The organism is Nocardioides pyridinolyticus (genome assembly GCF_054653575.1).
In genome coordinates this window covers 84,895-110,393 of the sequence record NZ_BAAIFY010000008.1, presented here as the reverse complement: position 1 = coordinate 110,393, position 25,499 = coordinate 84,895, and the positions used below count along the sequence as shown (strand labels likewise).

The window sequence follows — 25,499 nt, the reverse complement described above, 5'->3', positions numbered from 1 at the left end:
CCGTCGAGCGCCGCGGTGGCGCTCAGCCGAGGCCGCGCCGGGTTCCCGGCGACGTGGTCTGGATCGCGATCCCGGCGAACGCGAGCAGGAACAGCAGCGCCGTCGCCTTGCCGACGTAGTCCGGGAGCCCCTGGCTGACGAGGGAGGCCACGACGTGGAGGGCCAGGGCCAGCGGCACCCAGCGCGGCGTGGTCCGGGCCCGGAGGAGCGCGAGCGCCAGCAGGAGCTCACCGAGGTAGAGCCCGACGATCCAGACGTAGAGGAACACCGCGAGGCCGGCCTCGGAGGCGACGGCGTCGAAGTTGCCGGTGTCGATCGAGTCGGCCTCCACCAGCGCGCGGAAGAAGACCATGAGCATGGCGAAGCCCGCGGTGCCGAGGAACCCGATCTCGAGGGCGATCCCGCTGACGACGCCGATGCGCCAGCCGCGGCGCTGGATCAGCGTCATGATCGCCGGCAGGCCGAGCGTGAGGCAGACCGAGGCGAGGAACAGCACGGTCGCCGCGACCATCCACTGGCCGCCCGACTCCTGCACGATGCGCAGGGTGTCGCCGGCGTCGCCGTCCTCGGAGGAGGGCAGCAGGAAGACGCCGGCACAGAACGCGAGCGCCCCGGTCAGCAACAGGGCTGCCGAGACCGGCAACCAATCCATCCGCACAGGCGAAGGCTAGGGCAACCCAACGAAGCAGGTCGGCGATCCGGCCAACCTGGCTGCATCCGAGCTCGTCGGGGCTGCTCCTCGCTCGGCTTGTGGACCTGCCCGTTTGGCGTAGTCCCTGACGAAGTGGGGGTCCGGACGGCGTGTCGGCCCCCATCTCGTCAGGGACTACCCCGGCGAGGACCCCTCACGCGGCCCGGTGCGCGAGCAGCCGCGCCCGCAGCCGCGGGCTGAGCGCACGGCGGGCGGCGACGGTCGTGGTGTCGATCCACCAGTCCGGCCGTTCGAGGGTCCAGCGGCGACGCGCGTCGGGGAGGTCACCGGCCCGGTCGTAGGCAGCTCGCAGCCGCTCGATGAAGCGGCTCGGGTCGCGGACGTCGCCGGCGAGCATGGTGACGGGCTCCAGGCCGCTCGCCCGGAAGTCCCCCTCGCGGGCGACGTCCTTCGCGCGTCGTACGCCGGCGAGGTGGAGGGCACCGTCGTACTCACCGCACACGCCGGTCACCGGGTCGAGCACGTCGGGCGTGCCGAGGTGCCGCCCGTCGAGGTCGAAGACCGGGACGTTGTGGAGCGGTCGTCCGAGCTCCGCGTCGAGCTGCCAGACGTGGGCCATCGCGACCTCGCGCGGGGACCAGGCGTTCTCCGTACCGAGCGCCAGTCCCGCCCGTCCCTTCGGGATGCCGGTCCAGCCGTTCAGGTTGAGCGCGTACTCGGCCATCTCGTCGAGCGACACCGCGTCGTTGAAGCACGCCATCGACAGCGTGATCGCGGCGTCACGCTCGTCGGCGGCGTACCGCATCTCGAACCAGGTCGACCGCACGGCGGTGGTCACCCGCAACCCGTCGACCACGACGAGGTCGCGCGGAGACAGCCGCTCCTCCGAGGTCTCGAAGAACCCCGCCTGCGGCCGCGCCCAGCGGTTGCCACCGATCGCGAGGGTGACCGGGCGCGGGACTCCCCCGCCCCACGGCGTCCCGTCGAACCAGGTCGAGCCCTGCCAGGCCAGCGCCGCCCAGCCCGTGACGCCGCCCCACTCCTCCGGCAGCGCGGCCGCCGCCTCCACGATCCGCTGCTCGACGTTCGTCCCGTCGACGTCGGCGGGCACGTAGAAGCCGCGACCCGTGCGGCGCCAGAAGGGCCCGCGCGCCTGGTCCCTGGTCGGGCCGGTCTGGCCCGAAGCGTCGACGCGCGCGGGGACGACGACTCCACGCGACACCTCGGACAGATCCATGTCGGGACTCTGCCCGCTTTGACGAATGCCCGAGTCGCTCCTCCACAGGCTCCTTCTGGGGTAGTCCCTGACGTTCGAGGGGTCCGGACGGCGTGTCGACCCCTCGACGGTCAGGGACTATCCCAAGCGGAGCTCAGCGAACCACGAACGCCCTGTCGTTCACGTCGAAGAAGTAGTTGTCGAGCGCGCGGACCATGATCCGGGCCCGGTCGGTGGCGACGGCGGGGATGAGGACCCGCTTGGCGCCGTCGTTCTTCGCCTTCCGGGCGAGGACGTGGTTCCAGGTGCGGCCGTTGTCGAGGGACAGGAGGATCTCGACGTACGGCGCGAGCTTGCGGGTGTTGTTCACCTGCCAGCGGATCACCCGCTCGGAGCCGCCCGCGACCCGCCGCCCCCTCTTGCCGAACGAGTCGACGAGGAACGGCCCGGCCTTCGGGTCGATCCGCACGGTCACGTCGGCGTGGCCGACCCCGCCGCCACCGGGGGCGCCGTCGCGCGCGGTGAGGCGGAAGTGCATCGCCGGCCGGTCGGAGCCGGCGGTGCCGACGTACCCCTTGACCGGGAGGAACTCCGAGTAGCAGTTGAGCACCCGCAGGTCCTTGAGCGGCCTCTCCCGCGTCCTCGGCACGGCCGGGCACCGGCCGGTGCGGGCGTTGGTGTGGCCGCTGAGGACCTGCCGCAGGTCCGGGAACGTGCGCGTGCTGCCGGTGCCGGTCGCGTGGTTCTGGCCCGGGGACGGGCTCTCCAGCGTGCCCTCCGGCGTGACGTCGGCGTACCGGCCGAAGATCCGGAACAGCGGGCCGGTACGGCGGTTGTTGCTGGTGAGCATCGTGCCGCCGGCGCCGCCGGTGTCGTTCTGCTCCCACAGGTAGGTGAGCGGGTCGCCGTCCGCGTCGGTCGCGGAGCCGGACAGCGTGAACGGCGTCCGGATCGGGATCGTCCGCGTCGCCGGCGCGGTCACGACCGGCGCGTGGTTGTCGGTGGTGGCGACCTCGTGGCCGCCGTTGCCGTTCGGGCCGCCCTGCGCGGTCTCACCGACCACGCCGGACACGCCGGCCGAGCCGCCGGTGACCGTCAGCGACGCCATGTCGAGGCGGTCGCTGGCCTCGGTCGCCGGGTCCGGGTCACCCGCGAAGATCACCGTGAAGCCGGTGTCGTCGGGCTCGGTCAACGGGGCCGGGAACGTCTCGAAGCTGTCGTTGGCGTCGTAGCCCCAGCCCGCGACCGTGACGTCCACGGCGGTCAGCTGCTCGACCGCGGCCTCGATGCCGGCCGCGTCGTAGTCCTCGCCGCGCGTGAGCGTCACAGGCGCCGCGTCGCCGTACCCCAGCGAGATCGACTCGCCGTCGGTGTCGAAGCCGGTCAGCGAGACCGTCTGCACCTCGACCACACCGCCCAGGTCGGCCGTGGCCTGCCGGGCGACCTCCGAGATGGTGCGCTGCGAGAAGTACGGGTCGGTGTGCGGCTGGAGGTCGTCCGCACCGCAGATGCCGGCGTAGGCCATCACCGACGAGCCCGAGCCGGGCTCGACCGACGCGATCTTCGCCCGGTTGCCGCCGGCGCAGGCGCCGCGCCGGCCGTTGAAGGTGTGGTTGCCGCCGAACTGGTGGCCCAGCTCGTGCGCGACGTAGTCGATGGCGAAGAAGTCACCCTGCGGCTCCGGGAGCCCGGTGCAGCCCATCGCCTTCGCCTCGCCGCCGACGACGCCGAGGCCGGCGATGCCGCCGCCGTTGTCGCCGAGCACGACGTGGCCGACGTCGTACGCCGACGCGCCGACCAGCTGGCCGAGCACGGTCGGCATCCGCACGAGCGTGCCGGGCCAGCAGACGTCCAGGTCGCCCGGGAAGCCGACCGCCCTGTCCTCGACGTCGAAGCACGGGTGGGCGCCGCAGGGGCCGTTGGCCCCGGTCGCCTCGGCCTCGGAGTCCAGGCTCAGCTCGTCGGTGCCGTCGATCAGCTGGAGGTTGATCGCCAGGTCGTCGTTGTAGACCTGGTTGACCCGGTTGATCAGCGTGACCTTCTCGGCGACCACGTTGGCGGCGCCGAAGTACGTGGAGTACTGCGGGTCCGAGAGCAGCGCGAGCCGATAGACGCGCTGCTCGACCGTCGCCTCGTCCCGGGCCGCGCCGGTGCGGGCGCGGCGGTCGATGGCCCGCTGGACGCCCTTGAGCTGCTGCTCGGCGAACTCCTCCTCGGGACGCGGCACGCTGGCGCCGCGGTAGCTCAGGTGCGTGGCGGTGCCGCGGGCGTCGTACGCCGGGTCGACGTACCAGGCGCCCTGGCCGCCCGCTCCGCGCACGGAGGCGTGGAAGCCCATCGGGGTCAGATCGAGGGCGATCGTGGTGCCCGGGTGGTCCAGCGAGCGGCCGGCCCACGTGCGGATCTCGGGGTGCCGCTTCGCCAGGCCCGGCGCCATCACCGCGGTCGGCTCGACCTCGAACCGCTCGAGCCCGCCATCCGGTGTCGGCACCGACACGACGTCGGAGCCGGCCAGCTGCGTGCGCAGCCGGTCCGTGTCGACCCGGACGGCGGTGTACTGCTCGGGGTCGACGCGGACCCGCGAGCCGTCCGGCGCGAAGCCCGGGACCGACCGGAAGACCGCGTCGTCGGCCTCCGCGGACTGCCCGGCGAGCGCCAGGGCGGTGGCGGCGAGCGCTGCGGCAGTGGCGACGGTCAGTGACCGGAACGGGCGCGGCATGGCGAGAGCCTAGGGGCTCAGGTGAGCCACCGGGCCAGAATCGTGCCGTCCTGCTCGAGCAGGGTGTGCAGGCGCAGCGGTACGTCGACGGGCGGGCCGTCCGTGATGCGCGGGTGGGTGCCGGCGATCAGCCGCGGCACCGTCGTCGTGCAGAGCTCGTCGACGACGCCGGCGGCGAGCAGGTCGCGCAGCAGGTGCGGTCCCCCCTCGGCCAGCAGCCGGGTCCAGCCGCGGTCCACCAGGGCCCGACGCAGGGCCTCGAGGTCGACGCGGTGGGCGCCCAGCACGAGCACGTGGTCGGGGCCGAGCGCCGCCCGCGCCTCCTCGAGCCGCTCGGCGTGCCCGCAGGTCGCCAGGAGCACCGAGCCGGCGGGCGCGCCCCGCAGCTGCTCCGGCACGTCGCCGCGACGGCTCACCACGACGAGCGGCACCGCCGCGACGCCGTACCCCTCGGCACGCGCGGTCCCGGCGCCCACGATGATCGCGTCGGCGGTCGCGCGCAGGTGCTCGAAGACGACGTGGTCGGGCTCGTTGTTGATCGAGCCGCTGCGACCGGACTCACCGGTCGCCGAGCCGTCGACCGTCGCGACCATGTTGACCCGCAGCCACGGGTCCGCGAGTGGTGCGTAGAGCGTGGCCAGGTCGGCGTCCGGCGTCCCGACGAGGACCCTCACCACTCCCACCTCGCGACCCAGTACCGCACGCCGAACGGGTCGGCCTCGAGGTCCACGGTCGCGGGCAGGCCCGGAGGCAGCACCTGCGCAAGCGACGCAATTGCGTCGGTGTCGGCCCACAGGTCCGGGGCCAGCGTGAGGTCGAGGCCGGCGAGCGTGCCGGACCGCAGCGCCGCACCGAGCGCGTCGTCGAACGCGACGGCGCGGTCGTCGACGTGGCCCGGCGCCTTCTCGGTGCGCTTGGCCGAGCCGTTGCCGACGGCGAGGTACGTCGGTGCGTCGCCCGACCGCGCCACCCGGTCCAGGAGGTGGGCGGCGACCCGTCGGCCCTGCGCCGAGGCCAGCACCGTCACGTCCCCGGAGAGCCGCCCGACGGCGCGCTCACAGGCGGCCCGCAGGTCCGCGACGGGGTCCTCGATGCCGGCGTACTCTGGGAGCAGCGCGAGCGCCCCCGGGACCAGCACCGCCCTCGACCCCCACGACATGGACTGGAGATTAGCGATCGTCCCCACATGACCGGCATTTCTGAGGTTCAATCAGCCATGTCCACGACACAGGACGAGACCCCGCGCAGGGGCCGCGGCCGTCCACGGACCCCGGGGGCGGAGAAGCGGATCATCGACGCCGCCCTCGAGGAGTACGGCGAGCACGGCTGGTCGGGATTCACGATGGATGGCGTCGCGCGCCGCGCGGGCGTCGGCAAGTCGACGGTCTACCTGCGGTGGCAGGACCGGGACAGCCTGCTGACCGACGCGGTCAGCGGCACGACCGATCCGCTGGGGACGGTCGACACGGGCTCCCTGCATGGCGATCTGCGCCAGCTGGCGATCAACGTGTTCGAGTCCTTCCTGCGGCCGGACGGCTGGGCGTCGTTGCGGATCCTCATCGACACCGCCGGGGCGCCGGCGCGACTGGGGCGATTCAGCGAGGCGGTCGCGCAGGTCCAGATCGGGAACGTCGGGCTGGTCCTCGAGCGCGCGGTGGGGCGCGAGGAGGTGCCCTCCGGCGTCTCCTCGGACCTGATCGCCCACAGCATCTGGGGCTCGGTAATCCTGCAGACCCTCACCCTGCGCCTCGAGGGCCGCAATCTCAGCGAAGAGGCGATCGCAGAGCGGGCCGATGCGCTGGCCAGCCTCCTGCTCGGCGGGATGCGGCGGTAGTCAGCCCAGGAACCGCCGGACCGCTCCGAGCAGCGCGTCGGCGTACCGCTGCCGCCCCTGCGGCGTGGTCATCCGGTGCGCGTCCCGCGCGTTGCGCATGTTGCCGAGCTCGACCATCACCGTCGGTACGTCGGACAGGTTGAGCGTGCCGAGGTCGGAGCGGAAGCCGAGCCCGTCGCCGCCGGCGGTGTTGCACGGCTTCTCGAAGCCACCGGCCGGCACCGGACGGCTGGTGCGGCGCGGGTGGTGCTGGTTGCCGAGCTGGTGGCCCGGGTCGAGCACCACGACCTTGCCCGCCAGCGGCTCCGCCTCGCCCCCGGTCGTCGAGGAAGGCGCGCCGGCGCCTGTCTCGAAACCACCGATCGGGTTCGCCGGCGCGAGCGCGAGGAGGAGCGCCGCGAGGCTCACTCGTACCCCAGGATCTCCTGGCGCTTCTCACCCCACGCCAGCGCGGACGCGATCGCGTCCTCCAGCGACAGCTCGGTGCGCCAGTCGAGCAGCTCGGCCGAGCGGTCGACGTTGGCGAACGCACCGACCGCGTCGCCCGGACGCGGCGGCGCCTCGCGCAGCGGCACCTCCTGGCCGAAGACGTTCTGGAACGCGGCGACGAGCTCCCGCACCGTCACGCCCTCGCCCGTGCCGACGTTGATGACGACGCTCGGCGCGCCGGCCGCCGCGATCACCGCGTCGAACTCCTCGATCGCGCGGACGTGGGCGCGCGCGAGGTCCCAGACGTGGATGTAGTCCCGGATGCCCGTGCCGTCGCGCGTCGGGTGGTCGACGCCGGTGATCGTGAACGCGTCCTTCTGGCCGCGCGCGGCCATCACCAGCTGGCCGAGCACGTGCGACGGCTCCTTGGCGTAGATGCCGGACTCGAGGTCGGGGTCGGAGCCGATCGGGTTGAAGTAGCGCAGGATGATCGCGCGCAGGTCGGTCGCGACCGCCATGTCCTGGAGGATCTGCTCCATCATCCGCTTGGTGCGCGCGTAGGGCGACGGCGGCTCGAGGGCGTCCTCCTCGGTGACCTCGAAGTCGTCCTTCATGGCGTAGAGCGACGCCGACGAGGAGAACAGCACCCGCGGCTTGCCGAGGCGGTTGAGCTCGTCGAAGAGCTCGAGGGACTTCGCGACGTTGTCGCGGTAGTACTCGTAGGGCTTCTCCACCGACTCCGGTACGACGATGCGCGCGGCCATGTGGATGGTCGCCTCGATGTCGGGGTGCTCGTCGATCACGCGGCGGACGAGCGCCCGGTCGGCGATGTCGCCCTCGTAGAAGATCCGGTCCTTGACGAAGGCCAGGGGACCCGTGAGCAGCGAGTCGAGGATGACGGGCGTGTGGCCGGCCTGCTCCAGCGCCTTGGCGGTGACCGACCCGATGTAGCCGGCGCCGCCGGTGACGAGAATCTTCATGCCGGCCACCCTACGGGGCGCGCCACCCCGGATCGCGGCCGATGAACCCGAGCAGCCGGGTCTGCACATCGGCGTCCGCCGGGACGTCCACCCGGGCGCCGTACTGACCGCTGGAGCGCATCACGTCCTCGATCGGCTCCATGCCCGCGAGCATGGCCGCGCAGGTCTCGGGGTCGAGGGTGTCGTCCTGGCCGGTGGCCCGTGCGAGGTCCCAGGTGTGCAGGAAGACGTCGCCGGTGTAGATGCGGTCGACCAGCTCGCCGAGCCGCTGCGGACCCATGAACGGGTCCTCGAACGCCCGGCCGGCGTCGGGGCCCTCGAGCAGCGCCTGGACGGCGTCGGCCTGGGCGCGCCAGGCCCCGACCGGGTCGGCCTCGACCGACGGCCCGCCCGGCAGCGGCGGCAGGCCGCGGGAGTGGAGGTAGCCGGGCAGCCAGGTGACGAGGTGGCGCACGACGTCGCGCGCCACCCAGCCGTCGACCGGTGCGGGCACGTCCCAGTCGGTGGCGCCCTCGACCTTCTCGGTGAAGAGCGCTGCCACCTCCCGGTGGTGGGCGGCGGGGGTCACGAGGTGCTCGCCAGGATCGCGTCGAGCTTCTCGTAGCCCTCGTTGACGCCGACCTCCATGCCGCTGGACAGGATCAGGTCGCGGAGCTCGAGGCTCTCGACGACGGAGGTGCCGACGATCCGGCAGCGACCATCGGGCAGGTCCTCGAACGTCATGGTCTCCAGGCTCACGCCGTCCGGCGCGCCCTCCCAGGTGAAGGTCTGCACGATCCGCTCGTTCGGGCGGACCTCGTGGAAGGACCCGAAGAAGCCGGTGTCCAGACCGTCCTCGGCGCGGGTGTTGCGGTAGGCCCAGCGGCCGCCGGTGGTGGCGTCCCACTCGGTGATCCGCGTGTGGATGCGGCGCGGACCGATCCACTGCGCGAACAGGTCGCGGTCGGTGTGCGCCCGGAAGACCCGCTCGGCCGGCGCATCGAACTCGCGGGTGATCCGGATGACCGGGAGGTCCTTCACGGCCTCGATCGTGGTCTCGCTCATGATGCTCCTCCTTCGCTCGTCTGCCTGGGGTCCTCGTCCATCGCGGCGAGGACACCGTCGAGGCGGCGGTAGCGCTCCTCGGCCTGGCGCCGGTAGCGCTCGATCCACTTCGTCATCAGGTCGAACACCTCGGCCTCGAGGTGGACCGGGCGCCGCTGGGCGTCCCGGCTGCGGCTCACCAGACCGGCGTCCTCGAGCACCTTGAGGTGCTTGGAGACGGCCTGCACGCTCACGTCGTACGGCGCCGCGAGCTCCCCGACCGTCGCGTCGCCGTCGGCCGCGAGCCGCGCGACCAGGTCGCGCCGGGTGGGGTCGGCCAGGGCCTGGAAGGCCCGGGAGAGCTGGTCCGCCATCGAATACTCCTCAACCAGGTGGTTGAAAACACGCTGCCGGCATCCCGACGGGTTGTCAACCATGTGGTTGCGAACGATCCGCTGGCACAATCCGTGCATGCCGACCGCGCTCATCACCGGGATCACCGGCCAGGACGGGCTCTACCTGGCCGAACTCCTGCTCGCCAAGGGGTACGACGTCCACGGCGTCATCCGGGGGCAGAACAACCCCAAGCTCGACCTGGTGCAGCGCCTGCTCCCCGACGTGCGGCTTCACCACGGCGACCTCACCGACATGTCCAGCCTGATCCGGGCGCTGCGGGACTCCGACCCGGACGAGGTCTACAACCTCGGCGCGGTCTCGTTCGTCGCCTACTCCTGGGAGAACGCCCAGCTCACCACCGACGTGACCGCCAAGGGCGTGCTCAACATGCTCGAGGCCGTGCGCCTGCACACCGGTGACAAGCCCGAAGGGATCCGGTTCTACCAGGCCTCCAGCTCGGAGATGTTCGGCAAGGTGCAGGAGGTCCCGCAGCACGAGCGCACCCTGCTCTGGCCCCGGTCGCCCTATGGCGTCAGCAAGGTCTTCGGCCACTACATGACGATCAACTACCGCGAGTCGTACGGCATGCACGCCTCCTCGGGGATCCTCTTCAACCACGAGTCGCCCCGGCGTGGACCGGAGTTCGTGACGCGCAAGATCAGCGAGGCGGTCGCGCGGATCAAGCTCGGCCTCCAGGACGAGCTGGTGCTGGGCAACCTCGACGCCGAGCGCGACTGGGGCTTCGCCGGCGACTACGTCGAGGCGATGTGGCTCATGCTCCAGCAGCCGCACGGCGACGACTACGTGGTCGCCACCGGCGAGGCGCACTCGATCCGGGACTTCCTCGACGAGGCGTTCCGCCACGTCGGCATCGAGGACTGGACGCCGTACGTCCGCCAGGACCCGCGCTTCATGCGCCCGGCCGAGGTCGACCACCTGATCGGCGATGCCAGTAAGGCGCACCAGGTGCTGGGCTGGAAGCCGAAGGTGTCGTTCCGCGAGCTGGTCGCGCTGATGGTCGACGCCGATCTCGCCGCGACCCGCGGCGGCTGGTGACATGACGCTCGCCTTCGTCACCGGCATCGGCGGACAGGACGGCAGCTACCTGGCCGAGCGGCTGCTCGCCGACGGCGTCGAGGTACACGCGCTCGCGCACGACGCCGAGCCGCCGCCGGATGTCCCGGGCGTCGAGCTGCACAGCGGCGACCTGACCGCGGTCCAGGACGTCCGTCGCCTGCTCGCCGACCTCGCTCCGGACGAGGTCTACAACCTCGCCGCGCTCAGCTCGGTGGCGCGCTCCTGGGACGAGCCCGACCTGACGGCGCGGGTCAACGCTCTGGCGGCGGCGTCCCTCATGGAGTCGGCGCTGCGGGTCCAGGACAAGCACGGCCGACCGGTGCGCTTCGTGCAGGCATCGAGCGCGGAGATCTTCGGCGAGCCCGACCGCTCGCCCCAGAACGAGGCGACTCCGGTGCGCCCGGTCAACCCCTACGGTGCCGCCAAGGCGTACGCCCACCTGATGGTCGACGTCTACCGCCGCCGCGAGCTCCACGCCGTGAGTGCGATCCTCTACAACCACGAGTCCCCGCGCCGGCCCGACCACTTCGTGACCCGCAAGATCACCTCGACCGTCGCCGCGATCGCCCAAGGCCGGGCGAGCCGCCTCGCGCTCGGCAACCTCGATGCCCGTCGCGACTGGGGCTGGGCCCCCGACTACGTGGACGCGATGGTCCGCGCAGCCCGGGCCGACGTGCCTCGCGACTACGTCGTCGCCACCGGGGTCGCCCACTCCGTGCGCGAGTTCGTCGCGGTGGCGTTCGCCCGGGCCGGGGTCGAGGACTGGGAGCGGTACGTCGTCATCGACCCGGAGTTCGTCCGCCCGGCCGACCCGACCGAGCTCGTGGGAGACGCGACGCGGGCACGTGAGGCGCTCGACTGGTCACCGACGGTCGAGTTCGGCGAGGTCGTCGGCCGCATGGTCGACGCCGACCTGGCCTCCTGACGCCGCCAGCGCCCGCCGTACCTCCTCCGTCGTGCCCGAGGTCGGCAGCGCCCGGACCTCCTCGTCACTGAGCGGCGGCACCGGCACGTGCGAGACGAGAGGGTGCCGGGGCCGGACGTCACGCGGCTCGTCGTCGCCGAAGAGCTCCTCGTGCAGCTTCTCGCCGTCGCGCAGGCCCGTGAACTCGATGTCGACCGGGGTCCCCGCCTGCTCCATGAGCTGACGGGCGACATCGACGATGCGCACCGGCTCACCCATGTCGAGCACGAGGGCTTCGCCGGGGTCGCCGATGGCGGCCGCCTGGATCACGAGCTGGCACGCCTCCTCGATCGTTATGAAGAAGCGGGTGACCTCGGGATGGGTCACCGTGAGTGGGCCCCCTCGGCGATCTGGCGGGCGAAGGACTCCAGCACCGAGCCGCGACTGCCCAGGACGTTGCCGAACCGGACGGAGAGGTAGACCCCGTCCGCGCCGTGGGCCTGCTCCGCGGTCATCCGTTCGGCACCCGCTTGGACCAGCCGAGGACGCTGCTGGGGTTCGCGGCCTTGTCGGTCGAGATGTTCACGAACCGGTCGACGCCGACGAGGTCCGCGGCGCGCAGGACGTTGCGGGTGCCCAGCAGTTGGTCTTCACGGCCTCGGCGGGGAACTGCTCGAGCATGGGGAGATGCTTCAGCGCGGCCGCGTGGAAGACCACATCCGGCTTGCGGGCGGCGAAGATCGTCCGGACCGCCGCCTCGTCGCGGATGTCGCACAGGAGGACGTCGTCGGAGTCGAGCAGGGCGCGCCCGTGGATCGACAGCTGGACGGCGTGCAACGCGGACTCGTCGCGGTCCAGCATCATCAGCTCCGCCGGTCCGTAGCGGTGGATCTGGCGACACAGTTCGGACCCGATCGACCCACCGGATCCGGTCACCAGGACCTTGCGACCGGCGAGGTAGCCGGCGATCGCCGCCACGTCGGTGTCGAGCTGGTTGCGGCCGAGTACGTCGGTGATGTTGACATCGCGCAGGTCGCGGATGCCGACGGTCTCGGTGAGCAGCTGGGTCGTCGCCGGCAGCACCTTCACCGGCACGTCGGCGGCGAGGTGCCGCGTCGATCAGAGGACGGGCACGTGCCGGATCCGGAGGTGGCGCTTGCGCGGGTCGTCGTCGAGCAGGCCGACGGGGATGTACCGGTTCAGCCGGTCGCGCTGCATCGAGGCGATCAGCTCGCGACCGGCCTCTCCCGCCCCCACCACCAGGGTCAGCGCCGTGCCGTCGTCGCGCCCTCCGCCCGACCTCCCGTCCCATTCGTGCAGCGACCGCCAGGCGGCCCGGGCCCAGGCGGCGAGCACGAGCGCGCCGAGAGTGGCCCCCGCCGGGATGCTGCGCGGGACCCACTGGGTGACGAGGTTGAGCAGGAAGACCGCCGCACCGGTGCCACCCATGAGCAGCCCGAGCAGCACCATCTCCTCGAGGCTCGCGGCTCGGGCGCGCTCCTGGTGCAGCCGGCAGGACGCAGCGACGACGACGTAGGCCAGGGCGGTGCCGCACGCGACCACCATCACCTCGCCCCAGGGCACGCTGGCCGACGCACCGTCCAGCCGCAGCCAGGCGAAGACGACGTAGCTCGTCAGCCAGGCGCCCACGTCCAACAGCACGGCCAGCGGCGCGCGGTGCCGCCTCATCAGCGCGACCAGATCGCTCACAGGTTCGTCCCCCCGGCCAAACGGGTGGTCCGGTGTCAGACCTGCAGCGCTTCGCAGCGACCGTAGTCGTCCTCGAGCCGAAGGATGTCGTCCTCGCCAGTGTAGGCACCTCGCTGGATCTCGATGATGACGAGGTCCTCGCCGTGCAGGTTGGCGATCCGGTGGGCGACGCCGATCGGCACCTCCACCGACTCGCCGGTTCGGGCGAGGAGAGTCTGACCCTCGACCACGCACGTGGCCGTCCCGGACACCACGGCCCAGAGCTCCGAGCGGTGCTCGTGCGTCTGGTACGACAGCCGCTGGCCGGCCCGCACCTCGATCCGCTTCACCTTGTAGCCGTCGCTCTCGTCGAGCACGTGCCAGCTGCCCCACGGGCGCACTTCGAAGTCGCCGATCATGCCGATCTCCCCCCAGAGAACCGGGATGGCCACCCGGTCGTAGGTCACGGTAGCGGGGCGGCTCGGCATATGAGGGCGAAACGGCGGATACTGTTCGCGGACGCCGCCACATGGGGACGCGGACAGGAATGAGGACCAGGTGGAGCTCAAGGACTACTGGCTGACCGTGCGCCGCCGATGGCGCGTCATCGTCGCCACTGTCGCGATTGCCCTGGCCGCCGCCGCTCTCACCTGGCAGGCGACCCCACAGTACGCCTCGACGGCGAGCATTTTCGTCTCGACCAGCCCGTCCGACGCCAGCGACGCCTAGACCGGCAACCTGTTCGCGACCCAGCGGGTCGCCTCCTACGCCGAGCTGGTGACGAAGACCAAGCTCGCCGAGCGGGTGTCCGCCGACCTCGGCGGTGATCTGACTCCCACCGAGCTCCGGGCGAGCGTCTCGACCAGCGTCAGCCCGGACACCGTGCTGCTCGACATCACCGCGACCCACCCGGACCCGGTGGTGGCCCGCGACATCGCCCAGGGTACGCCGAGGGTCTCAGCACGATGGTCGCCCAGCTGGAGTCGCAGGGCTCGAACAACCAGGCGCTGGTGCAGGCCTCGATCGTCGACAACGCCCAAGTCTCCGACACCCCGGTCAGTCCCCAGCCGGCCCGCAACCTCGGCCTCGCCCTGGTCCCGGGCCTCTTGCTCGGCGTCGGCCTGGCCGTCGTCCGCGAGTTGCTGGACACCTCCCTGAAGTCCACCGAGGATGTCGCCGCGGTGACCTCTGCCCCGATCCTGGGCGCATCAACTCCGACGGCTCGGCCGTCAAGCGGCCGCCTGCCGAGGTGCTCTCGTCCGCCACCCCGTGGTCGGAGTCGTTCCGCGTCCTGCGCACGAACATGCAGTACGTCGAGGTGGACCACGACCAGAAGGTCTTCGTGGTCAGCAGCTCGCTGCCGAGCGAGGGCAAGACGACCACGGCGGCGAACCTCGCCATCACGCTCGCCCTGGCCAACCAGCGCGTCGCCCTCGTGGAGTGCGACCTGCGCCGTCCGCTCATCGCCAACCGGCTCGGCCTCGACGACGGCGTCGGGACCACCAGCGTGCTCATCGGCAAGGTGCACCTGCGCGACGCGCTCCAGAAGTACACCGACACCGATCTCTGGGTGCTCTCCAGCGGCCCGATCCCGCCGAACCCGTCCGAGCTGTTGCAGTCGAACGCCATGGAGAAGCTGCTCGGCCAGCTGCGCGACGAGTTCGACATCGTCATCCTCGACGCGCCACCGCTCCTGCCGGTCACCGACGCCGCCCTGCTCGCCGCCCAGGCGGACGGCGCGCTCATCGTGATCCGGCACGGGAAGACGACCCGGGACCAGCTCGAGCACGCCATCGAGCGGGTCGAGTCGGTCGACGCCAAGGCCGTCGGCGTGGTGGTCAACCTCGCGCCGACTCGCAAGAAGGGCGGCGGGTACGGCTACGGGTACGGCTATGGCTACGGGTACGGCTATCTGCCGGCTAGCGACGGGTCAGCGAAGCCAGCGCGGGACGGACGTCGGCGAGGTAGACGAAAGCCGCGATCGTGAACGCCAGGTTCACGATCCCCAGCGGGCCGCCGAGCACCAGCTGAACCACGACGCCCAGCCCGAGGATGATCGTCCAGGCCGGCTTGGTGAGCTTGTTGGCTGCGTTGTAGGCCTCCGCGGAGTAGAGGAGGCTGTTGATGAACGCGAACAGCTTCACCACGAGGAGCACCAGCTCCACGATCAGCATCAGCTTCAGCTCGGCGTCGAACACATGCAGCACGCGCCTAGCCTACGGGCACCGGAGGCACGTTGGCCCCGGACACCGTCCGGGGCCAACGCCTTCAGAACAGCGTCAGCTGCTCCTGATCTCTTCAGTCGCCGACCTTCTGGACGGCGTCGGTGGCGGCCTGCGCGGTGCTGGACGCGGTCGTCTTGGCAGCGGTCGCGGTCGCCTTCGCGCTGCTCCTCGGCGCGGTCGACGACTTCTTGGCGGTGGTCGACGCCCTCTTGGCGGCCTTCTTGGCCGTGGTCGAACCGGCTTTCTTCGCCTGCGTCGTGGTGGTCTTCGCCTTCGCGGTCGTGGTCGCGGCGGAGGCCTTGGCGTCCTTGGTCGACTGCTGCTTGCGGATCCGCTCGACCAGGGTCTCGCCACGCTTGGCGAGCTCGGCGTAGGTGCCGGTCACGGTCGTCGGGAGCGTCTTCGCGTCGGCCTGGAGCTCGGCGACCCGCGCCTCGATCGCGGCACGACGGGCCTTGGCGTCCTTGGACAGCGCGTCCACGCGGGCGCTGACGACCGTCAGGGCCTGGTCGCGCAGCGTCTTGGGCTCGAACTCGAAGCCGGTGATCCGGGCCTGGACGTCCTTCTGGACACCACCGAACTTCTTCTGCACGTCGGCGACGTAGTCGCGGACGGCGGCCACGGCGAGGTCGGTGACCCCGACGCCGGCGTAGAGCGGGCGAGCCGCCTCGGTCTTGATGTCGAACTTGGCCTTGGCCATGTTCACTCCTTCGTGGGGGTTGGGTCACTGCCCTTGTTGAGGGCGAGGAAGGACGCATACACGTCCAGCAGGGACTGCTTCTGCCGCTCCGTGAGGGCGTTGTCCCCGAGAATCGCGAGCTCCACCGACCCGGCGGCCCCGTCCCCGGGGCTGACGATCCCGGCGCGGACGTAGAGCTGCTCCGCCGAGATCCGCAGCGCCTTGGCGATCTGCTGGAGAACCTCGGCGGAAGGACGTCGCAGCCCGCGTTCGATCTGGCTCAGGTACGGGTTCGACACGCCCGCGAGGTCGGCGAGCTGCCGAAGCGACAGGTGGGCAGCCACCCGCTGCTCCTTCAGGTACTCACCGAGTCCCTCGACGGTCCTGCCGACGCGCGTCCTGGCCATGCCCCCATCGTGCTAGCAAGAGCAAGCACTTTGCAAGCACCAGGTGAGTGAGACCCTGCACACCGCCCTAGGATTGGGGCCTCCGGGAAAGGTGGGACGACGATGCAGCGGCTCGACGGCGCCGTACGGCGCTACGCCTGGGGCTCGCGCACGCTCCTGCCGCGGTTCCTGGGCGGCGAGCCGGACGGCGAGCCCCACGCCGAGCTGTGGCTGGGGGCCCACCCCGGCGACCCCGCCCTCCTCCACGACGGGAGGACGCTCGCCGACCTGATCGCCCTCCGTCCCGAGGAGCTGCTCGGTCCGGAGGTCACCCGCCGCTTCGGCGGCCGTCTCCCGTTCCTCGTGAAGGCGCTCGCGGCGGCCGAACCCCTGTCGCTCCAGGTCCATCCCACCGCGGAGCGCGCCCGCGCGGGCTTCGCCCGCGAGGACACCGCGGGCATCCCGGTGGGCGCGCCCGACCGCAGCTACCAGGACGAGTCGCACAAGCCCGAGCTGATCGTCGCCCTCACCAGGTTCGAGGGGATGGCCGGCTTCCGTGACGTCGAGAAGTCCGCCGCGATCCTGCGGATGCTCGACCTGCCGTGGGCCGACGCGGTCGCCGACGAGCTCGCGGTCGGGGAGCCGGAGAAGGCCCTGCATGCGGTCGTCGCCCGGATGCTCGCCCTCCCCGCCGACGAGATCGCCCCGCTGTTGGCCGCGGTCAGCGCGGCTGCCCGGCGGGCCGAGGACGAGGGGCACCGCCGGCGCCCGCCGTCGCCTCGCATGCACCGCGACCGGGACGACGTCGACCGCGAGGCGACCCGGGTCTTCGCCCAGACGCCGCCCCTCGCCGCCAGGTACCCCCGGGATCCGGGCGTCCTGGTGACCCTGCTGCTCAACCACGTGATCCTCCGGCCCGGCGAGGCGATGTTCCTCGACGCCGGCATCGTGCACGCCTACACCTCGGGCTTCGGCGTGGAGATCATGGCGGCGTCCGACAACGTCGTCCGCGCCGGCCTCACCCCGAAGCACGTCGACGTGCCCGAGCTCCTCGACATCGCCGACTTCCGGCCGACGCCTCCCCCGCAGTGGGAACCGGACGAGGCGGGGCCCGGCATCCTGGCGTACACCCCGCCGGCCGCGGAGTTCAGCCTCCACGTCGCCGCGGCACCGGCGAGCGACCTCCCGGTCGCCGGCCCGTGCATCGTGCTCGTGCTGGAGGGCGAGGTGACGGTCGCCACCGACGCCGACAGCCAGACCCTGGCGCGGGGGGCCGCGGCCTTCGTCGGCCACGACGAGGGCGCCCTCGAGATCAGTGGCGCCGGTCGCGTCGCGATCGGCGGCGTCCCCGTGGGCTCAGGCTGACGGCCAGGGCCGGTCGATCCAGGGCCCGGAGTGCTCCAGCGCCGCGACGTCGGCGTCGACCATGATCCGCACCAGCTCGCCCGCCGTGACCGTCGGTCGCCAGCCCAGCCTGTCCTCGGCCTTCGACGGGTCGCCCATGAGCACCGCCGTCTCCGTGGGCCGCACGTAGCGCTCGTCGGTGCGCACGTGCTTCTCCCAGTCCAAGCCGGCCCGGTCGAACGCGGCTGCGACGAAGTCGCGGACGCTGTAGCTCGTCCCGGTGGCCAGGACGTAGTCGTCGGGCTCGTCGGCCTGCAGCATCCGCCACATGCCCTCGACGTACTCCGGCGCGTAGCCCCAGTCCCGGCACGGGTCGAGGTTGCCGAGGTAGAGGTAGTCGTCGAGCCCCGCACGGATCCGCGCGACCGCGCGGCTGACCTTCCTCGTCACGAAGGTCTCGCCGCGTCGTGGTGACTCGTGGTTGAAGAGGATCCCGCTGACCGCGAACATCCCGTAGCCCTCGCGGTAGGTCACCGTCGTCCAGTGCGCGTGCAGCTTCGCCGCGCCGTAGGGCGAGTTCGGCCGGAACACCGAGGTCTCGTCCTGACGGCCGGTCGCGGCGCCGAACATCGCCGAGCTCGACGCCTGGTAGAAGCGGCAGTCGATCCCGGCGGTGCGGATCGCCTCCAGCAGCGTCACCGGCCCGATGCCGGTGGTCATCGCGGTGTGCTCGGGCTCCTCGAAGCTGGCACCGACGTGGGACTGCCCGGCGAGGTTGTAGACCTCGTCCGGCTGGATGCGGTGGAGCAGCCGGATCAGCCGGGCGCCGTCGGAGAGGTCGGCGTAGTGCAGGAACAGCCGGGCGTCCGGGTCGTGCGGGTCCTGGTAGAGGTGCTCGATCCGGGAGCGGTTGAACGTGGACGAGCGACGGCGCAGCCCGTGGACCTCGTAGCCCTTCGCGAGCAGCAGCTCGGCGAGGTAGGACCCGTCCTGGCCGGTGATGCCGGTGATCAGTGCCCGTCGCGTCACGCGGGAGAGCCTGTCACAGGACCGCCCGGATCTCGCCCACCCGCTCGCCCCCACCGGTCAGCGGCGCCTCCCCGGTACGCCGGACGGCAGCGCCGTCCACACCCGGCTCGTCGACCACGCCCGACCGCCGCAGCGCCGCCGCCAGCACCACCGGCCTGGCCCGGTCAGCACCGTCGTCGACCTTGAGCGCGAACGCGCGACCGTCCGCGAGCGCCAGGACGTGACTGCCCTCCGCGCCCATCTTGCCGATCGCGCCGGGGATCGCGGTCAGCAGCGTGAGCTCGTCGCGTCGGGTGCCCGACACGTGAGCGGGGTGGGCCCGGATCGCCTCGGCGACCCGGTGCTCGGCACCGTCCGTCGCGAGCGCGAGCCGGCGGAACGCCCGAGCCAGCCCCACGAGCGACGTGGAGAGCAACGGCGCACCGCAACCGTCGACCGCGACCGCGGCGACCGGCTCGCCGGTCAGCTCCTCGAAGGTCGCGCGGATCCCGCGCTGGAGCGGGTGCTGCGGGTCGAGGTAGGAGTCGGTGTCCCAGCCGTTGGCCACACAGGTCGCGAGCATCGCGGCGTGCTTGCCCGAGCAGTTCATCAGCAGCGGCGTGGCCTCGCCGCCCGCCCGGAGGACCGCGTCCCGCTCGACGTCGTCGAGCGGCCAGCCGGCAGGGGTGCGCAACGCCGACTCGGGCAGCCCGGCCGAGGAGAGCACGCGGCGTACCCCCTCGACGTGGAAGGGCTCCCCGGAGTGCGAGGCGCAGGCGAGCGCGAGCAGGTCCGGCGACAGGTCGAGGCCGAGCCGCACCATCCCGACCGCCTGGAGCGGCTTGTTGCACGAGCGCGGCAGGACCGGCACGGTGACCGCTCCGACGCCCCACTCGACCTCCCCGTCGGCACCCAGCGCGACCACCGATCCGTAGTGGTGGCCCTCCACGAACCCCGAGCGGACCAGCTCTGCGACGACCACGGGTTCAGACATGGCGGCAGGCTAGCTCCCGGGGAATGGCACCATGGGGGCCGTGTCGATGCCCCCCGTGCCGCAGCACTGCCCGACCCCGCGCGAGCTCGACGACCTGGAGCTGCTGGTCACCGGGGCCTACGCGCCGACCGTCGCCTTCAACGAGCCCGGCAGCGCGGTCACGCTCGACCTGCCCGCCGAGGTGAGCGAGCGCGCCCGGGCCGCCGGCGCCGTCGAGCTCGTCGACCCCGAGGGCCTGCCGCTCGCGCAGGTCGACCTCCCCGGCGGCACCATCGAGCCGCTCACGCACGCGCAGTACGGGCCGTTCCGCCGCTACTACCTGACCCCGACCGAGACCCGGAGCCGGTACGCCGGGCGCACGTTCGTCCCGCTCGTCGACGCGCTCACCACGCCGCAGCTGACGGCGATCGCGACCGTCGGGCCCGCCGTCCTGCTCCCGCTGGTCGGCCACGGCACCCCCGAACTCTCACCCGTGGCGCTCATCCGCGCGACGCTCGCCGCCGCCGCGCAGCTGCCGGACGCCGAGGTCGTCGCGATCCCACTCGCCGCGCACGGCGACCCCGATGTCGATCACGACCTCGGCGTCCAGGTCGTCGCCAACTACGCGGGCGACGACCCGGTCGTCGGGGTCACCGACGACCCGACCGGCGCGTACCCGGCGGAGATCGCCGACATCGTGGCCCGTGACCGGCCCGCCCCGGCGGAGCAGGGGCTCGTGCTGTTCTTCTCCGGGCTCTCCGGCAGCGGCAAGTCCACCCTCGCCCGCGCGCTCATGGACCGGCTGCTCGAGCGCGGCACCCGGTCCCTCACGAGCCTCGACGGCGACGTCGTGCGCCGCAACCTCTCGGCCGGCCTCACCTTCTCCAAGGAGGACCGGGAGACCAACATCCGCCGGATCGGCTGGGTCGCGGCGGAGATCGCCCGTCACGGCGGGGTCGCGGTGTGCAGCCCGATCGCGCCGTTCGACGAGACCCGCCAGCAGGTCCGCGCGATGGTCGACGAGGCCGGCGGGGCGTTCTTCCTCGTCCATGTCGCCACCCCGCTGGAGGAGTGCGAGCGCCGGGACCGCAAGGGCCTCTACGCGAAGGCTCGCCGCGGCGAGATCCCCGAGTTCACCGGCATCTCCTCCCCCTACGAGGAGCCCCAGGACGCCGACGTCCGGGTCGACACCACCGGCCGCAGCATCGAGGACGCGCTCGACGACGTCCTCGTCGCGCTCCGGGACGCCGGCCACCTCGACCTGACCGACCCGGCGGTCGAGGCGGCTGCGCCCCCGACGGCCGAACCGGTGGTCGAGGTGCGAGGAGCGTCGGCCACGAGCCTCGACCCCATCACCGACCCCGCGGAGCCCCTGCGCGTGCTCTACGTCTGCACCGCCAACATCTGCCGCTCCCCGTTCATGGAGCTGCTCTCGCGCCACCTCGTCGGGCCCGACTCGCCGGTGACGTTCGCGAGCGTCGGCACGCACGGCTTCGACACCGCGCCGATGGACCCGACGATGGCGGCGACCCTCGCCGCCCGCGATGTCGATGAGGCCGGCTCGTTCCGCAGCCGGCCGTTGCGCACCGAGCACCTGCTGCACGCCGACCTGGTGCTCACCGCCGAGACCGCGCACCGGCAGTTCATCCTCGACGACCACGCCGGCGCCTTCCGCAAGGTCTTCACGCTCGGCCAGTTCGCCGAGTCGGCCAGGAACGTCGACACCGGGCTGAGCGGGCGCGCCCTCCTCGAGGCGGTGGGTCAGCAGCGAACGAGCACCAACAGGGCGCTCGATGTCCCGGACCCGTATCGTCGGGGCCCCGAAGCCGCTGAGGCGGCCGCCAGCGCCATCGAGGAGCTGCTGCGCGTCGTCCTGCCCGCCCTGACCGGATCGAGGAAGATCACCTCATGAACGACCTGATCACCACCACGTTCTTCGCGGTGCTCGCCGCCGGCTTCCTCGTCGGCATCGTGGTCGGGCTCACCGGCATGGGTGGTGGTGCGCTCATGACTCCGGCACTGATCTTCCTCGGGGTCGGCGAGGCCGCGACCGTGGTCACGGCGGACCTGACCGCGGCCGCGATCTACAAGACCGGCGGCGCGATCGTACACTCGCGGGAGGGATCGCCCGACTTCAAGCTCGCGAAGTGGTTGATCATCGGGTCGGTGCCCATGGCGCTGGTCGGTCCATGGCTGATCTTCCAGATGGCCGGTGGCGAGCCCGAGTCACTCGACCACCTGCTGCTGATCTGCATCGGCTTCGCGCTGCTGTTCGCCGCCTCCACCTATGCCCTGCGGCTCTACATCAACCTGCGCCGACGTACGTCGGGCGGCCGGGTCGCGAACGAGAACCCGCCGATCCGCCCCATCCCGACGCTTCTCGTCGGCGCGCTGGGCGGCCTGCTGGTCGGCATCACCAGCGTCGGCTCCGGCTCGGTCATCATGGTCTCCCTGTTGATGCTCTACCCCGGCCTCGCCGCTGTGAAGCTGGTCGGGACGGACCTGGTCCAGGCGGTACCGTTGGTACTGGCCGCGGCGATCTCGAACATCGCGCTGCACGGGATCGACTGGGAGATCTTGATCCCCCTGGTCCTGGGCTCCGTCCCGGGCACCATCTGGGGCAGCAAGCTCGCGCCGCGCGTGCCGCAGTCCATCATCAAGCGCGGCATCATCATCGTGTTGACGATGTCCGGTCTCGCCCTGCTCGACAAGGCGCAGTGGGCCCCGCTCGGCGCCGGCGAGGACGAGACCTACCCGCTGCTGATCGCCGGGGTCGGCATCGCGATGATCTTCCTGGTCCCCTTCGTGTGGGGCCTCCTACGCAAGGAGCGCGGCCTCCCGATGTTCGGCGCGCCGACCGTCGCCGAACTCGACGGGGAACCGCCACGGCGCCGCCGACGTACCCGAGTTGAGTGATCCGAACCACTAGGATTTGTCCGGTTTGAGGTGACCGACCCTTCGGCGGCTACGATGACGGCTGCTGTCCCGACGAGAGGTCCCCCGTCAGTCATGACCGAAACGCACGCCGACTACCGGCTGAGCCAGCTCGACCAGCTGGAGGCCGAGTCGATCCACATCTTCCGTGAGGTCGCCGCCGAGTTCGAGAAGCCCGTCCTGATGTTCTCGGGCGGCAAGGACTCCATCGTGATGATGCGCCTCGCCGAGAAGGCGTTCTACCCGGCGAAGATCCCCTTCCCCGTGCTTCAGGTCGACACCGGCTACGACTTCCCCGAGGTCCTCGCGTGCCGCGACAACTGGGTCAACCGGCTCGGTGCCCGCCTGATCGTGGCGAGCGTCGAGGAGGCGATCGCGAACGGCGTCGTCGTCGACGACGGCAAGACCAGCCGGAACCGCCTGCAGATCGGCACCCTGCTGAACGCCCTCGAGGAGGGCGGCTTCACCGCCGCGTTCGGTGGCGGCCGCCGCGACGAGGAGAAGGCCCGCGCCAAGGAGCGCGTCTACTCCCACCGCGACGAGTTCGGCCAGTGGGACCCGAAGAACCAGCGCCCCGAGCTCTGGAGCCTCTACAACGGCCGCCTCCACGAGGGCGAGCACATGCGGATCTTCCCGATCTCCAACTGGACCGAGCTGGACATCTGGCACTACATCGGCCGCGAGGGCATCGAGATCCCGTCCATCTACTTCTCGCACCAGCGCCGCGTGTTCGAGCGCGACGGCATGCTGCTGTCGGAGTCGGAGTACAACCCGACCCGTGGCAACGAGACCGTCTCCGAGCGCACCGTCCGCTTCCGCACCGTCGGCGACCTGACGCTGACCGGCTGCGTGGAGTCCGAGGCGGACACGATCGACAAGATCATCGACGAGATCGCCGTCGCCCGCGTCACCGAGCGCGGCGCGACCCGCGGCGACGACCGGTTCTCCGAGGCCGCCATGGAGGACCGGAAGAAGGAAGGCTACTTCTGATGAGCACCCCCACCAACGAGTCCGGCCTCACCCAGGCGCAGGTCGCCCAGGAGACCCGCGACATGGACCTGCTCCGGTTCGCGACCGCCGGCTCCGTGGACGACGGCAAGTCGACCCTGATCGGCCGCCTCCTCCTCGACTCCAAGTCGATCTTCGAGGACCAGCTCGAGGCGGTGGAGGCGACCAGCCAGTCCAAGGGCTACGACTACACCGACCTCGCGCTGCTGACCGACGGCCTCCGCTCCGAGCGCGAGCAGGGCATCACGATCGACGTGGCGTACCGCTACTTCGCGACGCCCAACCGCAAGTTCATCATCGCCGACACCCCGGGCCACGTGCAGTACACCCGGAACATGGTCACCGGCGCCTCCACCGCCGACCTCGGCCTCGTGCTCGTCGACGCCCGCCAGGGCCTGACCGAGCAGTCCCGCCGGCACGCGGTGATCCTGTCGCTGCTCCGCGTCCCCCACCTGGTGCTCGCGGTGAACAAGATGGACCTCGTCGACTTCTCCGAGGAGATCTACGAGAAGATCCACGCCGAGTTCACGCAGTTCGCGACCAAGCTGAACATCCCGGACCTCGAGGTCATCCCGATCTCGGCGCTCCAGGGCGACAACGTCGTGACGCGCTCCGAGAACATGCCGTGGTACTCCGGTCCCACGCTGATGCACCACCTCGAGCACGTCCACGTCGCCTCGGACCGCGACCTCGTCGACGTCCGCTTCCCGGTCCAGTACGTCGTGCGCCCGAAGTCCGACGAGCACCACGACTACCGGGGCTACGGCGGCCAGGTCGCCGGCGGCGTGCTGAAGCCGGGCGACGAGGTCGTCGTCCTGCCCTCGGGCATGACGTCGCGGATCGCCGGCATCGACCTGTTCGACCAGGAGGTCGGCGAGGCGTTCCCGCCGATGTCGGTGACGGTCCGCCTCGAGGACGACGTCGACGTCTCCCGCGGCGACATGATCGCCCGGCCCTCGAACGCCCCGACGCCGTCGCAGGACATCGACGCGATGATCTGCTGGATGACCAACGAGCCGCTGCGCCCGCGGCAGAAGCTCGCCATCAAGCACACGACCCGCACGGCGCGGGCGCTCGTCAAGGACATCCAGTACCGCCTGGACGTCAACACCCTTCACCGCGACCAGGAGACCAAGGAGCTCGGGCTCAACGAGATCGGCCGCGTCCAGCTGCGCACCACGGTGCCGCTGCTCTGCGACCCCTACTCCAAGAACCGCACCACGGGCTCGTTCATCCTGATCGACGAGGCGACCGGCGTCACCGTCGGCGCCGGCATGATCAACAGCGGTAGCTGAGATCTTCAGTTCTGAGGGCGCGTCCTGTTGGGCGCGCCTCAGCGCTTTCCAGGCCAATGCTCTGCGATTTCGCGCATTGCATAAGGTGCATCCTGCGAGGATCTGCCGGCGCGAGGAACGGGGGCACCCATGGCCACGAGAGTCGTGGACACCGCTGACGTCCACGAGAGCGCCGTCATCGGTGACCGGACATCGATCTGGCACCTCGCCCAGGTCCGGGAGAACGCCGTGCTCGGCGAGGGTTGCGTCATCGGCCGGGGGCCTACATCGGCTCCGGCGTACGCGTGGGTGAGAACTGCAAGAGCCAGAACTACGCTCTCGTCTACGAGCCGGCTGAGCTGGCCGACGGTGTCTTCGTCGGTCCCGCCGCGGTCCTCACCAACGACACGTACCCGAGGGCTGTGACCCCGGAGGGTGACTTGAAGTCGGCTGCTGACTGGCAGCCTGTAGGGGTGACCGTCGAGCGAGGGGCCTCGATCGGTGCGCGCGCCGTGTGCGTGGCGCCGGTGCGGATCGGCGCGTGGGCCACCGTCGCCGCCGGGGCCGTCGTCACCACGGACGTCGCACCGTATGCCCTGGTCGCCGGTGTACCCCGCTCGTCGCATCGGCTGGGTCGGACCCAGCGGTCACCGGCTTCTCCCCGATGGCGAAGGTCGCTGGTCGTGCCCCGCGACCGGCAGCCGGTTCGTCGAGAACAATGACCTCCTGACCCCCGACGAGAGTTGAGG

Annotated in this window: 29 protein-coding genes and 3 pseudogenes; 12 read left to right on the top strand and 20 right to left on the bottom strand. The window is 71.5% G+C overall.

The genetic code is table 11. The features are described 5' to 3' along the window. Positions 1-22: 22 nt before the first annotated feature. From ACYQ0U_RS09775 to ACYQ0U_RS09755, 5 genes are all read right to left on the bottom strand, one after another. Entirely contained in the window at positions 23-652 is a 630-nt protein-coding gene (locus ACYQ0U_RS09775; RefSeq protein WP_459972129.1) for a hypothetical protein, read from the bottom strand. Positions 653-845: 193 nt separating this feature from the next. After that, positions 846-1,889 (bottom strand): hypothetical protein, encoded by a 1,044-nt coding sequence (locus ACYQ0U_RS09770; RefSeq protein WP_459972127.1) that lies wholly within the window; start codon positions 1,887-1,889, stop codon positions 846-848. Positions 1,890-2,022: 133 nt separating this feature from the next. Continuing rightward, positions 2,023-4,587: a reprolysin-like metallopeptidase gene (locus ACYQ0U_RS09765; protein ID WP_459972125.1), complete on the bottom strand. Its 2,565-nt coding sequence runs from the start codon at positions 4,585-4,587 to the stop codon at positions 2,023-2,025. A gap of 17 nt (positions 4,588-4,604) precedes the next feature. Then, the gene (locus tag ACYQ0U_RS09760; protein ID WP_459972122.1) at positions 4,605-5,261 is read right to left on the bottom strand and encodes a dihydrofolate reductase family protein; all 657 of its coding nucleotides are present in this window, start codon (positions 5,259-5,261) and stop codon (positions 4,605-4,607) included. Further along, positions 5,258-5,746: a class III extradiol ring-cleavage dioxygenase family protein gene (locus ACYQ0U_RS09755; RefSeq protein WP_459972120.1), complete on the bottom strand. Its 489-nt coding sequence runs from the start codon at positions 5,744-5,746 to the stop codon at positions 5,258-5,260. The genes ACYQ0U_RS09760 and ACYQ0U_RS09755 overlap by 4 nt, the downstream gene beginning before the upstream one ends. A 57-nt stretch (positions 5,747-5,803) precedes the next feature. Here ACYQ0U_RS09755 and ACYQ0U_RS09750 point away from each other — a divergent pair, with 57 nt between their 5' ends. Beyond that, on the top strand, positions 5,804-6,421 hold the full coding sequence (locus tag ACYQ0U_RS09750) for a TetR/AcrR family transcriptional regulator (protein WP_459972119.1): 618 nt from the start codon (positions 5,804-5,806) through the stop codon (positions 6,419-6,421). Here the strand turns inward: ACYQ0U_RS09750 and ACYQ0U_RS09745 are convergent, their stop codons facing one another. Genes ACYQ0U_RS09745 through ACYQ0U_RS09725 form a run of 5 tightly spaced genes read right to left on the bottom strand, consistent with a single transcriptional unit; the run spans position 6,422 to position 9,227 of the window. Further along, positions 6,422-6,829 (bottom strand): N-acetylmuramoyl-L-alanine amidase, encoded by a 408-nt coding sequence (locus ACYQ0U_RS09745; protein WP_459972117.1) that lies wholly within the window; start codon positions 6,827-6,829, stop codon positions 6,422-6,424. It abuts the gene before it with no gap. Then, a complete protein-coding gene (galE, locus tag ACYQ0U_RS09740; protein ID WP_459972115.1) occupies positions 6,826-7,830 on the bottom strand; it encodes a UDP-glucose 4-epimerase GalE in 1,005 nt (334 codons plus the stop codon). Before galE ends, ACYQ0U_RS09745 begins: the two co-directional genes overlap by 4 nt. A 10-nt stretch (positions 7,831-7,840) precedes the next feature. Then, positions 7,841-8,398 carry a maleylpyruvate isomerase family mycothiol-dependent enzyme gene (locus tag ACYQ0U_RS09735; RefSeq protein ID WP_459972112.1) on the bottom strand — a complete coding sequence of 186 codons (558 nt, stop codon included), beginning with the start codon at positions 8,396-8,398 and terminating at the stop codon, positions 7,841-7,843. Next, positions 8,395-8,874 (bottom strand): SRPBCC family protein, encoded by a 480-nt coding sequence (locus tag ACYQ0U_RS09730; protein WP_459972110.1) that lies wholly within the window; start codon positions 8,872-8,874, stop codon positions 8,395-8,397. The genes ACYQ0U_RS09735 and ACYQ0U_RS09730 overlap by 4 nt, the downstream gene beginning before the upstream one ends. After that, complete coding sequence (locus ACYQ0U_RS09725; RefSeq protein ID WP_459972108.1) at positions 8,871-9,227, bottom strand: ArsR/SmtB family transcription factor; 357 nt, start codon at positions 9,225-9,227, stop codon at positions 8,871-8,873. The genes ACYQ0U_RS09730 and ACYQ0U_RS09725 overlap by 4 nt, the downstream gene beginning before the upstream one ends. 97 nt (positions 9,228-9,324) lie before the next feature. On the opposite strand from ACYQ0U_RS09725, the gene gmd (ACYQ0U_RS09720) reads away from it, so the two are divergent. Continuing rightward, a complete protein-coding gene (gene gmd / locus ACYQ0U_RS09720; RefSeq protein ID WP_459972106.1) occupies positions 9,325-10,305 on the top strand; it encodes a GDP-mannose 4,6-dehydratase in 981 nt (326 codons plus the stop codon). A 1-nt stretch (position 10,306) separates the two neighbouring features. Then, positions 10,307-11,251: a GDP-mannose 4,6-dehydratase gene (locus tag ACYQ0U_RS09715; protein WP_459972104.1), complete on the top strand. Its 945-nt coding sequence runs from the start codon at positions 10,307-10,309 to the stop codon at positions 11,249-11,251. Here the strand turns inward: ACYQ0U_RS09715 and ACYQ0U_RS09710 are convergent. From ACYQ0U_RS09710 to ACYQ0U_RS09695, 4 genes and pseudogenes are all read right to left on the bottom strand, one after another. After that, positions 11,189-11,745, bottom strand: a pseudogene (locus ACYQ0U_RS09710) (polysaccharide biosynthesis protein). The gene ACYQ0U_RS09715 and the pseudogene ACYQ0U_RS09710 sit on opposite strands and share 63 nt — an antisense overlap. Before the next feature lie 67 nt (positions 11,746-11,812). Next, positions 11,813-12,319, bottom strand: coding sequence for a polysaccharide biosynthesis protein (locus tag ACYQ0U_RS09705; protein WP_459972102.1), 507 nt, complete (start codon positions 12,317-12,319; stop codon positions 11,813-11,815). 30 nt (positions 12,320-12,349) lie between these two features. After that, positions 12,350-12,940, bottom strand: coding sequence for a nucleoside-diphosphate sugar epimerase/dehydratase (locus ACYQ0U_RS09700; RefSeq protein WP_459972100.1), 591 nt, complete (start codon positions 12,938-12,940; stop codon positions 12,350-12,352). A gap of 35 nt (positions 12,941-12,975) precedes the next feature. Next, positions 12,976-13,386 (bottom strand): phosphomannose isomerase type II C-terminal cupin domain, encoded by a 411-nt coding sequence (locus ACYQ0U_RS09695; protein WP_459972097.1) that lies wholly within the window; start codon positions 13,384-13,386, stop codon positions 12,976-12,978. A 91-nt stretch (positions 13,387-13,477) separates the two neighbouring features. On the opposite strand from ACYQ0U_RS09695, the gene ACYQ0U_RS09690 reads away from it, so the two are divergent. Beyond that, a complete protein-coding gene (locus tag ACYQ0U_RS09690; RefSeq protein ID WP_459972095.1) occupies positions 13,478-13,648 on the top strand; it encodes a Wzz/FepE/Etk N-terminal domain-containing protein in 171 nt (56 codons plus the stop codon). Positions 13,649-13,683: 35 nt separating this feature from the next. Here the strand turns inward: ACYQ0U_RS09690 and ACYQ0U_RS09685 are convergent, their stop codons facing one another. Continuing rightward, positions 13,684-13,854, bottom strand: a complete 171-nt coding sequence (locus tag ACYQ0U_RS09685) for a hypothetical protein (RefSeq protein WP_459972093.1) — start codon at positions 13,852-13,854, stop codon at positions 13,684-13,686. 30 nt (positions 13,855-13,884) lie between these two features. On the opposite strand from ACYQ0U_RS09685, the pseudogene ACYQ0U_RS09680 reads away from it, so the two are divergent. Then, positions 13,885-14,046, top strand: a pseudogene (locus tag ACYQ0U_RS09680) (GNVR domain-containing protein); the annotation flags it as partial. A 122-nt stretch (positions 14,047-14,168) separates the two neighbouring features. Further along, positions 14,169-14,906: a CpsD/CapB family tyrosine-protein kinase gene (locus ACYQ0U_RS09675; RefSeq protein ID WP_459972091.1), complete on the top strand. Its 738-nt coding sequence runs from the start codon at positions 14,169-14,171 to the stop codon at positions 14,904-14,906. Here ACYQ0U_RS09675 and ACYQ0U_RS09670 read toward each other — a convergent pair. From ACYQ0U_RS09670 to ACYQ0U_RS09660, 3 genes are all read right to left on the bottom strand, one after another. After that, positions 14,839-15,126 carry a DUF2516 family protein gene (locus tag ACYQ0U_RS09670; RefSeq protein WP_459972089.1) on the bottom strand — a complete coding sequence of 96 codons (288 nt, stop codon included), beginning with the start codon at positions 15,124-15,126 and terminating at the stop codon, positions 14,839-14,841. The two genes, ACYQ0U_RS09675 and ACYQ0U_RS09670, sit on opposite strands and share 68 nt — an antisense overlap. Before the next feature lie 91 nt (positions 15,127-15,217). Continuing rightward, positions 15,218-15,844, bottom strand: coding sequence for a hypothetical protein (locus ACYQ0U_RS09665; RefSeq protein ID WP_459972087.1), 627 nt, complete (start codon positions 15,842-15,844; stop codon positions 15,218-15,220). Between the two features lie 2 nt (positions 15,845-15,846). Beyond that, positions 15,847-16,230 (bottom strand): helix-turn-helix domain-containing protein, encoded by a 384-nt coding sequence (locus tag ACYQ0U_RS09660; protein WP_459972084.1) that lies wholly within the window; start codon positions 16,228-16,230, stop codon positions 15,847-15,849. A gap of 102 nt (positions 16,231-16,332) precedes the next feature. On the opposite strand from ACYQ0U_RS09660, the gene manA reads away from it, so the two are divergent. Next, positions 16,333-17,574: a mannose-6-phosphate isomerase, class I gene (gene manA / locus ACYQ0U_RS09655; RefSeq protein ID WP_459972082.1), complete on the top strand. Its 1,242-nt coding sequence runs from the start codon at positions 16,333-16,335 to the stop codon at positions 17,572-17,574. On the opposite strand, the gene gmd (ACYQ0U_RS09650) is transcribed toward manA, so the two are convergent. Together gmd (ACYQ0U_RS09650) and ACYQ0U_RS09645 are read right to left on the bottom strand one after the other, a co-directional pair. Further along, positions 17,566-18,582, bottom strand: a complete 1,017-nt coding sequence (gene gmd / locus ACYQ0U_RS09650; protein ID WP_459972079.1) for a GDP-mannose 4,6-dehydratase — start codon at positions 18,580-18,582, stop codon at positions 17,566-17,568. The two genes, manA and gmd (ACYQ0U_RS09650), sit on opposite strands and share 9 nt — an antisense overlap. 13 nt (positions 18,583-18,595) lie before the next feature. Next, entirely contained in the window at positions 18,596-19,555 is a 960-nt protein-coding gene (locus tag ACYQ0U_RS09645; protein ID WP_459972077.1) for an asparaginase, read from the bottom strand. A 46-nt stretch (positions 19,556-19,601) separates the two neighbouring features. Here ACYQ0U_RS09645 and cysC point away from each other — a divergent pair, with 46 nt between their 5' ends. From cysC to ACYQ0U_RS09620, 5 genes and pseudogenes are all read left to right on the top strand, one after another. Continuing rightward, positions 19,602-21,446 carry an adenylyl-sulfate kinase gene (cysC, locus tag ACYQ0U_RS09640; RefSeq protein ID WP_459972242.1) on the top strand — a complete coding sequence of 615 codons (1,845 nt, stop codon included), beginning with the start codon at positions 19,602-19,604 and terminating at the stop codon, positions 21,444-21,446. Further along, positions 21,443-22,450, top strand: a complete 1,008-nt coding sequence (locus ACYQ0U_RS09635) for a sulfite exporter TauE/SafE family protein (protein WP_459972075.1) — start codon at positions 21,443-21,445, stop codon at positions 22,448-22,450. Before cysC ends, ACYQ0U_RS09635 begins: the two co-directional genes overlap by 4 nt. A gap of 93 nt (positions 22,451-22,543) precedes the next feature. Continuing rightward, a complete protein-coding gene (cysD, locus tag ACYQ0U_RS09630; RefSeq protein ID WP_459972073.1) occupies positions 22,544-23,458 on the top strand; it encodes a sulfate adenylyltransferase subunit CysD in 915 nt (304 codons plus the stop codon). After that, positions 23,458-24,771, top strand: coding sequence for a sulfate adenylyltransferase subunit CysN (gene cysN, locus ACYQ0U_RS09625; RefSeq protein WP_459972069.1), 1,314 nt, complete (start codon positions 23,458-23,460; stop codon positions 24,769-24,771). The genes cysD and cysN overlap by 1 nt, the downstream gene beginning before the upstream one ends. A gap of 129 nt (positions 24,772-24,900) precedes the next feature. Beyond that, positions 24,901-25,497 (top strand): annotated as a pseudogene (locus tag ACYQ0U_RS09620) (acyltransferase). The last annotated feature ends 2 nt before the right edge of the window (positions 25,498-25,499 follow it).

Excerpts from the sequence above, each read along its gene's own strand:
- ACYQ0U_RS09775 (WP_459972129.1), bottom strand. The coding sequence starts at position 652 with ATGGATTGGTTGCCGGTCTCGGCAGCCCTGTTGCTGACCGGGGCGCTC.
- ACYQ0U_RS09770 (WP_459972127.1), bottom strand. The coding sequence starts at position 1,889 with ATGGATCTGTCCGAGGTGTCGCGTGGAGTCGTCGTCCCCGCGCGCGTC.
- ACYQ0U_RS09765 (WP_459972125.1), bottom strand. The coding sequence starts at position 4,587 with ATGCCGCGCCCGTTCCGGTCACTGACCGTCGCCACTGCCGCAGCGCTC.
- ACYQ0U_RS09755 (WP_459972120.1), bottom strand. The coding sequence starts at position 5,746 with ATGTCGTGGGGGTCGAGGGCGGTGCTGGTCCCGGGGGCGCTCGCGCTG.
- ACYQ0U_RS09750 (WP_459972119.1), top strand. The coding sequence starts at position 5,804 with ATGTCCACGACACAGGACGAGACCCCGCGCAGGGGCCGCGGCCGTCCA.
- galE (WP_459972115.1), bottom strand. The coding sequence starts at position 7,830 with ATGAAGATTCTCGTCACCGGCGGCGCCGGCTACATCGGGTCGGTCACC.
- ACYQ0U_RS09730 (WP_459972110.1), bottom strand. The coding sequence starts at position 8,874 with ATGAGCGAGACCACGATCGAGGCCGTGAAGGACCTCCCGGTCATCCGG.
- ACYQ0U_RS09725 (WP_459972108.1), bottom strand. The coding sequence starts at position 9,227 with ATGGCGGACCAGCTCTCCCGGGCCTTCCAGGCCCTGGCCGACCCCACC.
- gmd (WP_459972106.1), top strand. The coding sequence starts at position 9,325 with ATGCCGACCGCGCTCATCACCGGGATCACCGGCCAGGACGGGCTCTAC.
- ACYQ0U_RS09715 (WP_459972104.1), top strand. The coding sequence starts at position 10,307 with ATGACGCTCGCCTTCGTCACCGGCATCGGCGGACAGGACGGCAGCTAC.
- ACYQ0U_RS09685 (WP_459972093.1), bottom strand. The coding sequence starts at position 13,854 with ATGTCGCGGGCCACCACCGGGTCCGGGTGGGTCGCGGTGATGTCGAGC.
- ACYQ0U_RS09665 (WP_459972087.1), bottom strand. The coding sequence starts at position 15,844 with ATGGCCAAGGCCAAGTTCGACATCAAGACCGAGGCGGCTCGCCCGCTC.
- ACYQ0U_RS09660 (WP_459972084.1), bottom strand. The coding sequence starts at position 16,230 with ATGGCCAGGACGCGCGTCGGCAGGACCGTCGAGGGACTCGGTGAGTAC.
- manA (WP_459972082.1), top strand. The coding sequence starts at position 16,333 with ATGCAGCGGCTCGACGGCGCCGTACGGCGCTACGCCTGGGGCTCGCGC.
- ACYQ0U_RS09645 (WP_459972077.1), bottom strand. The coding sequence starts at position 19,555 with ATGTCTGAACCCGTGGTCGTCGCAGAGCTGGTCCGCTCGGGGTTCGTG.
- cysC (WP_459972242.1), top strand. The coding sequence starts at position 19,602 with ATGCCCCCCGTGCCGCAGCACTGCCCGACCCCGCGCGAGCTCGACGAC.
- ACYQ0U_RS09635 (WP_459972075.1), top strand. The coding sequence starts at position 21,443 with ATGAACGACCTGATCACCACCACGTTCTTCGCGGTGCTCGCCGCCGGC.
- cysD (WP_459972073.1), top strand. The coding sequence starts at position 22,544 with ATGACCGAAACGCACGCCGACTACCGGCTGAGCCAGCTCGACCAGCTG.
- cysN (WP_459972069.1), top strand. The coding sequence starts at position 23,458 with ATGAGCACCCCCACCAACGAGTCCGGCCTCACCCAGGCGCAGGTCGCC.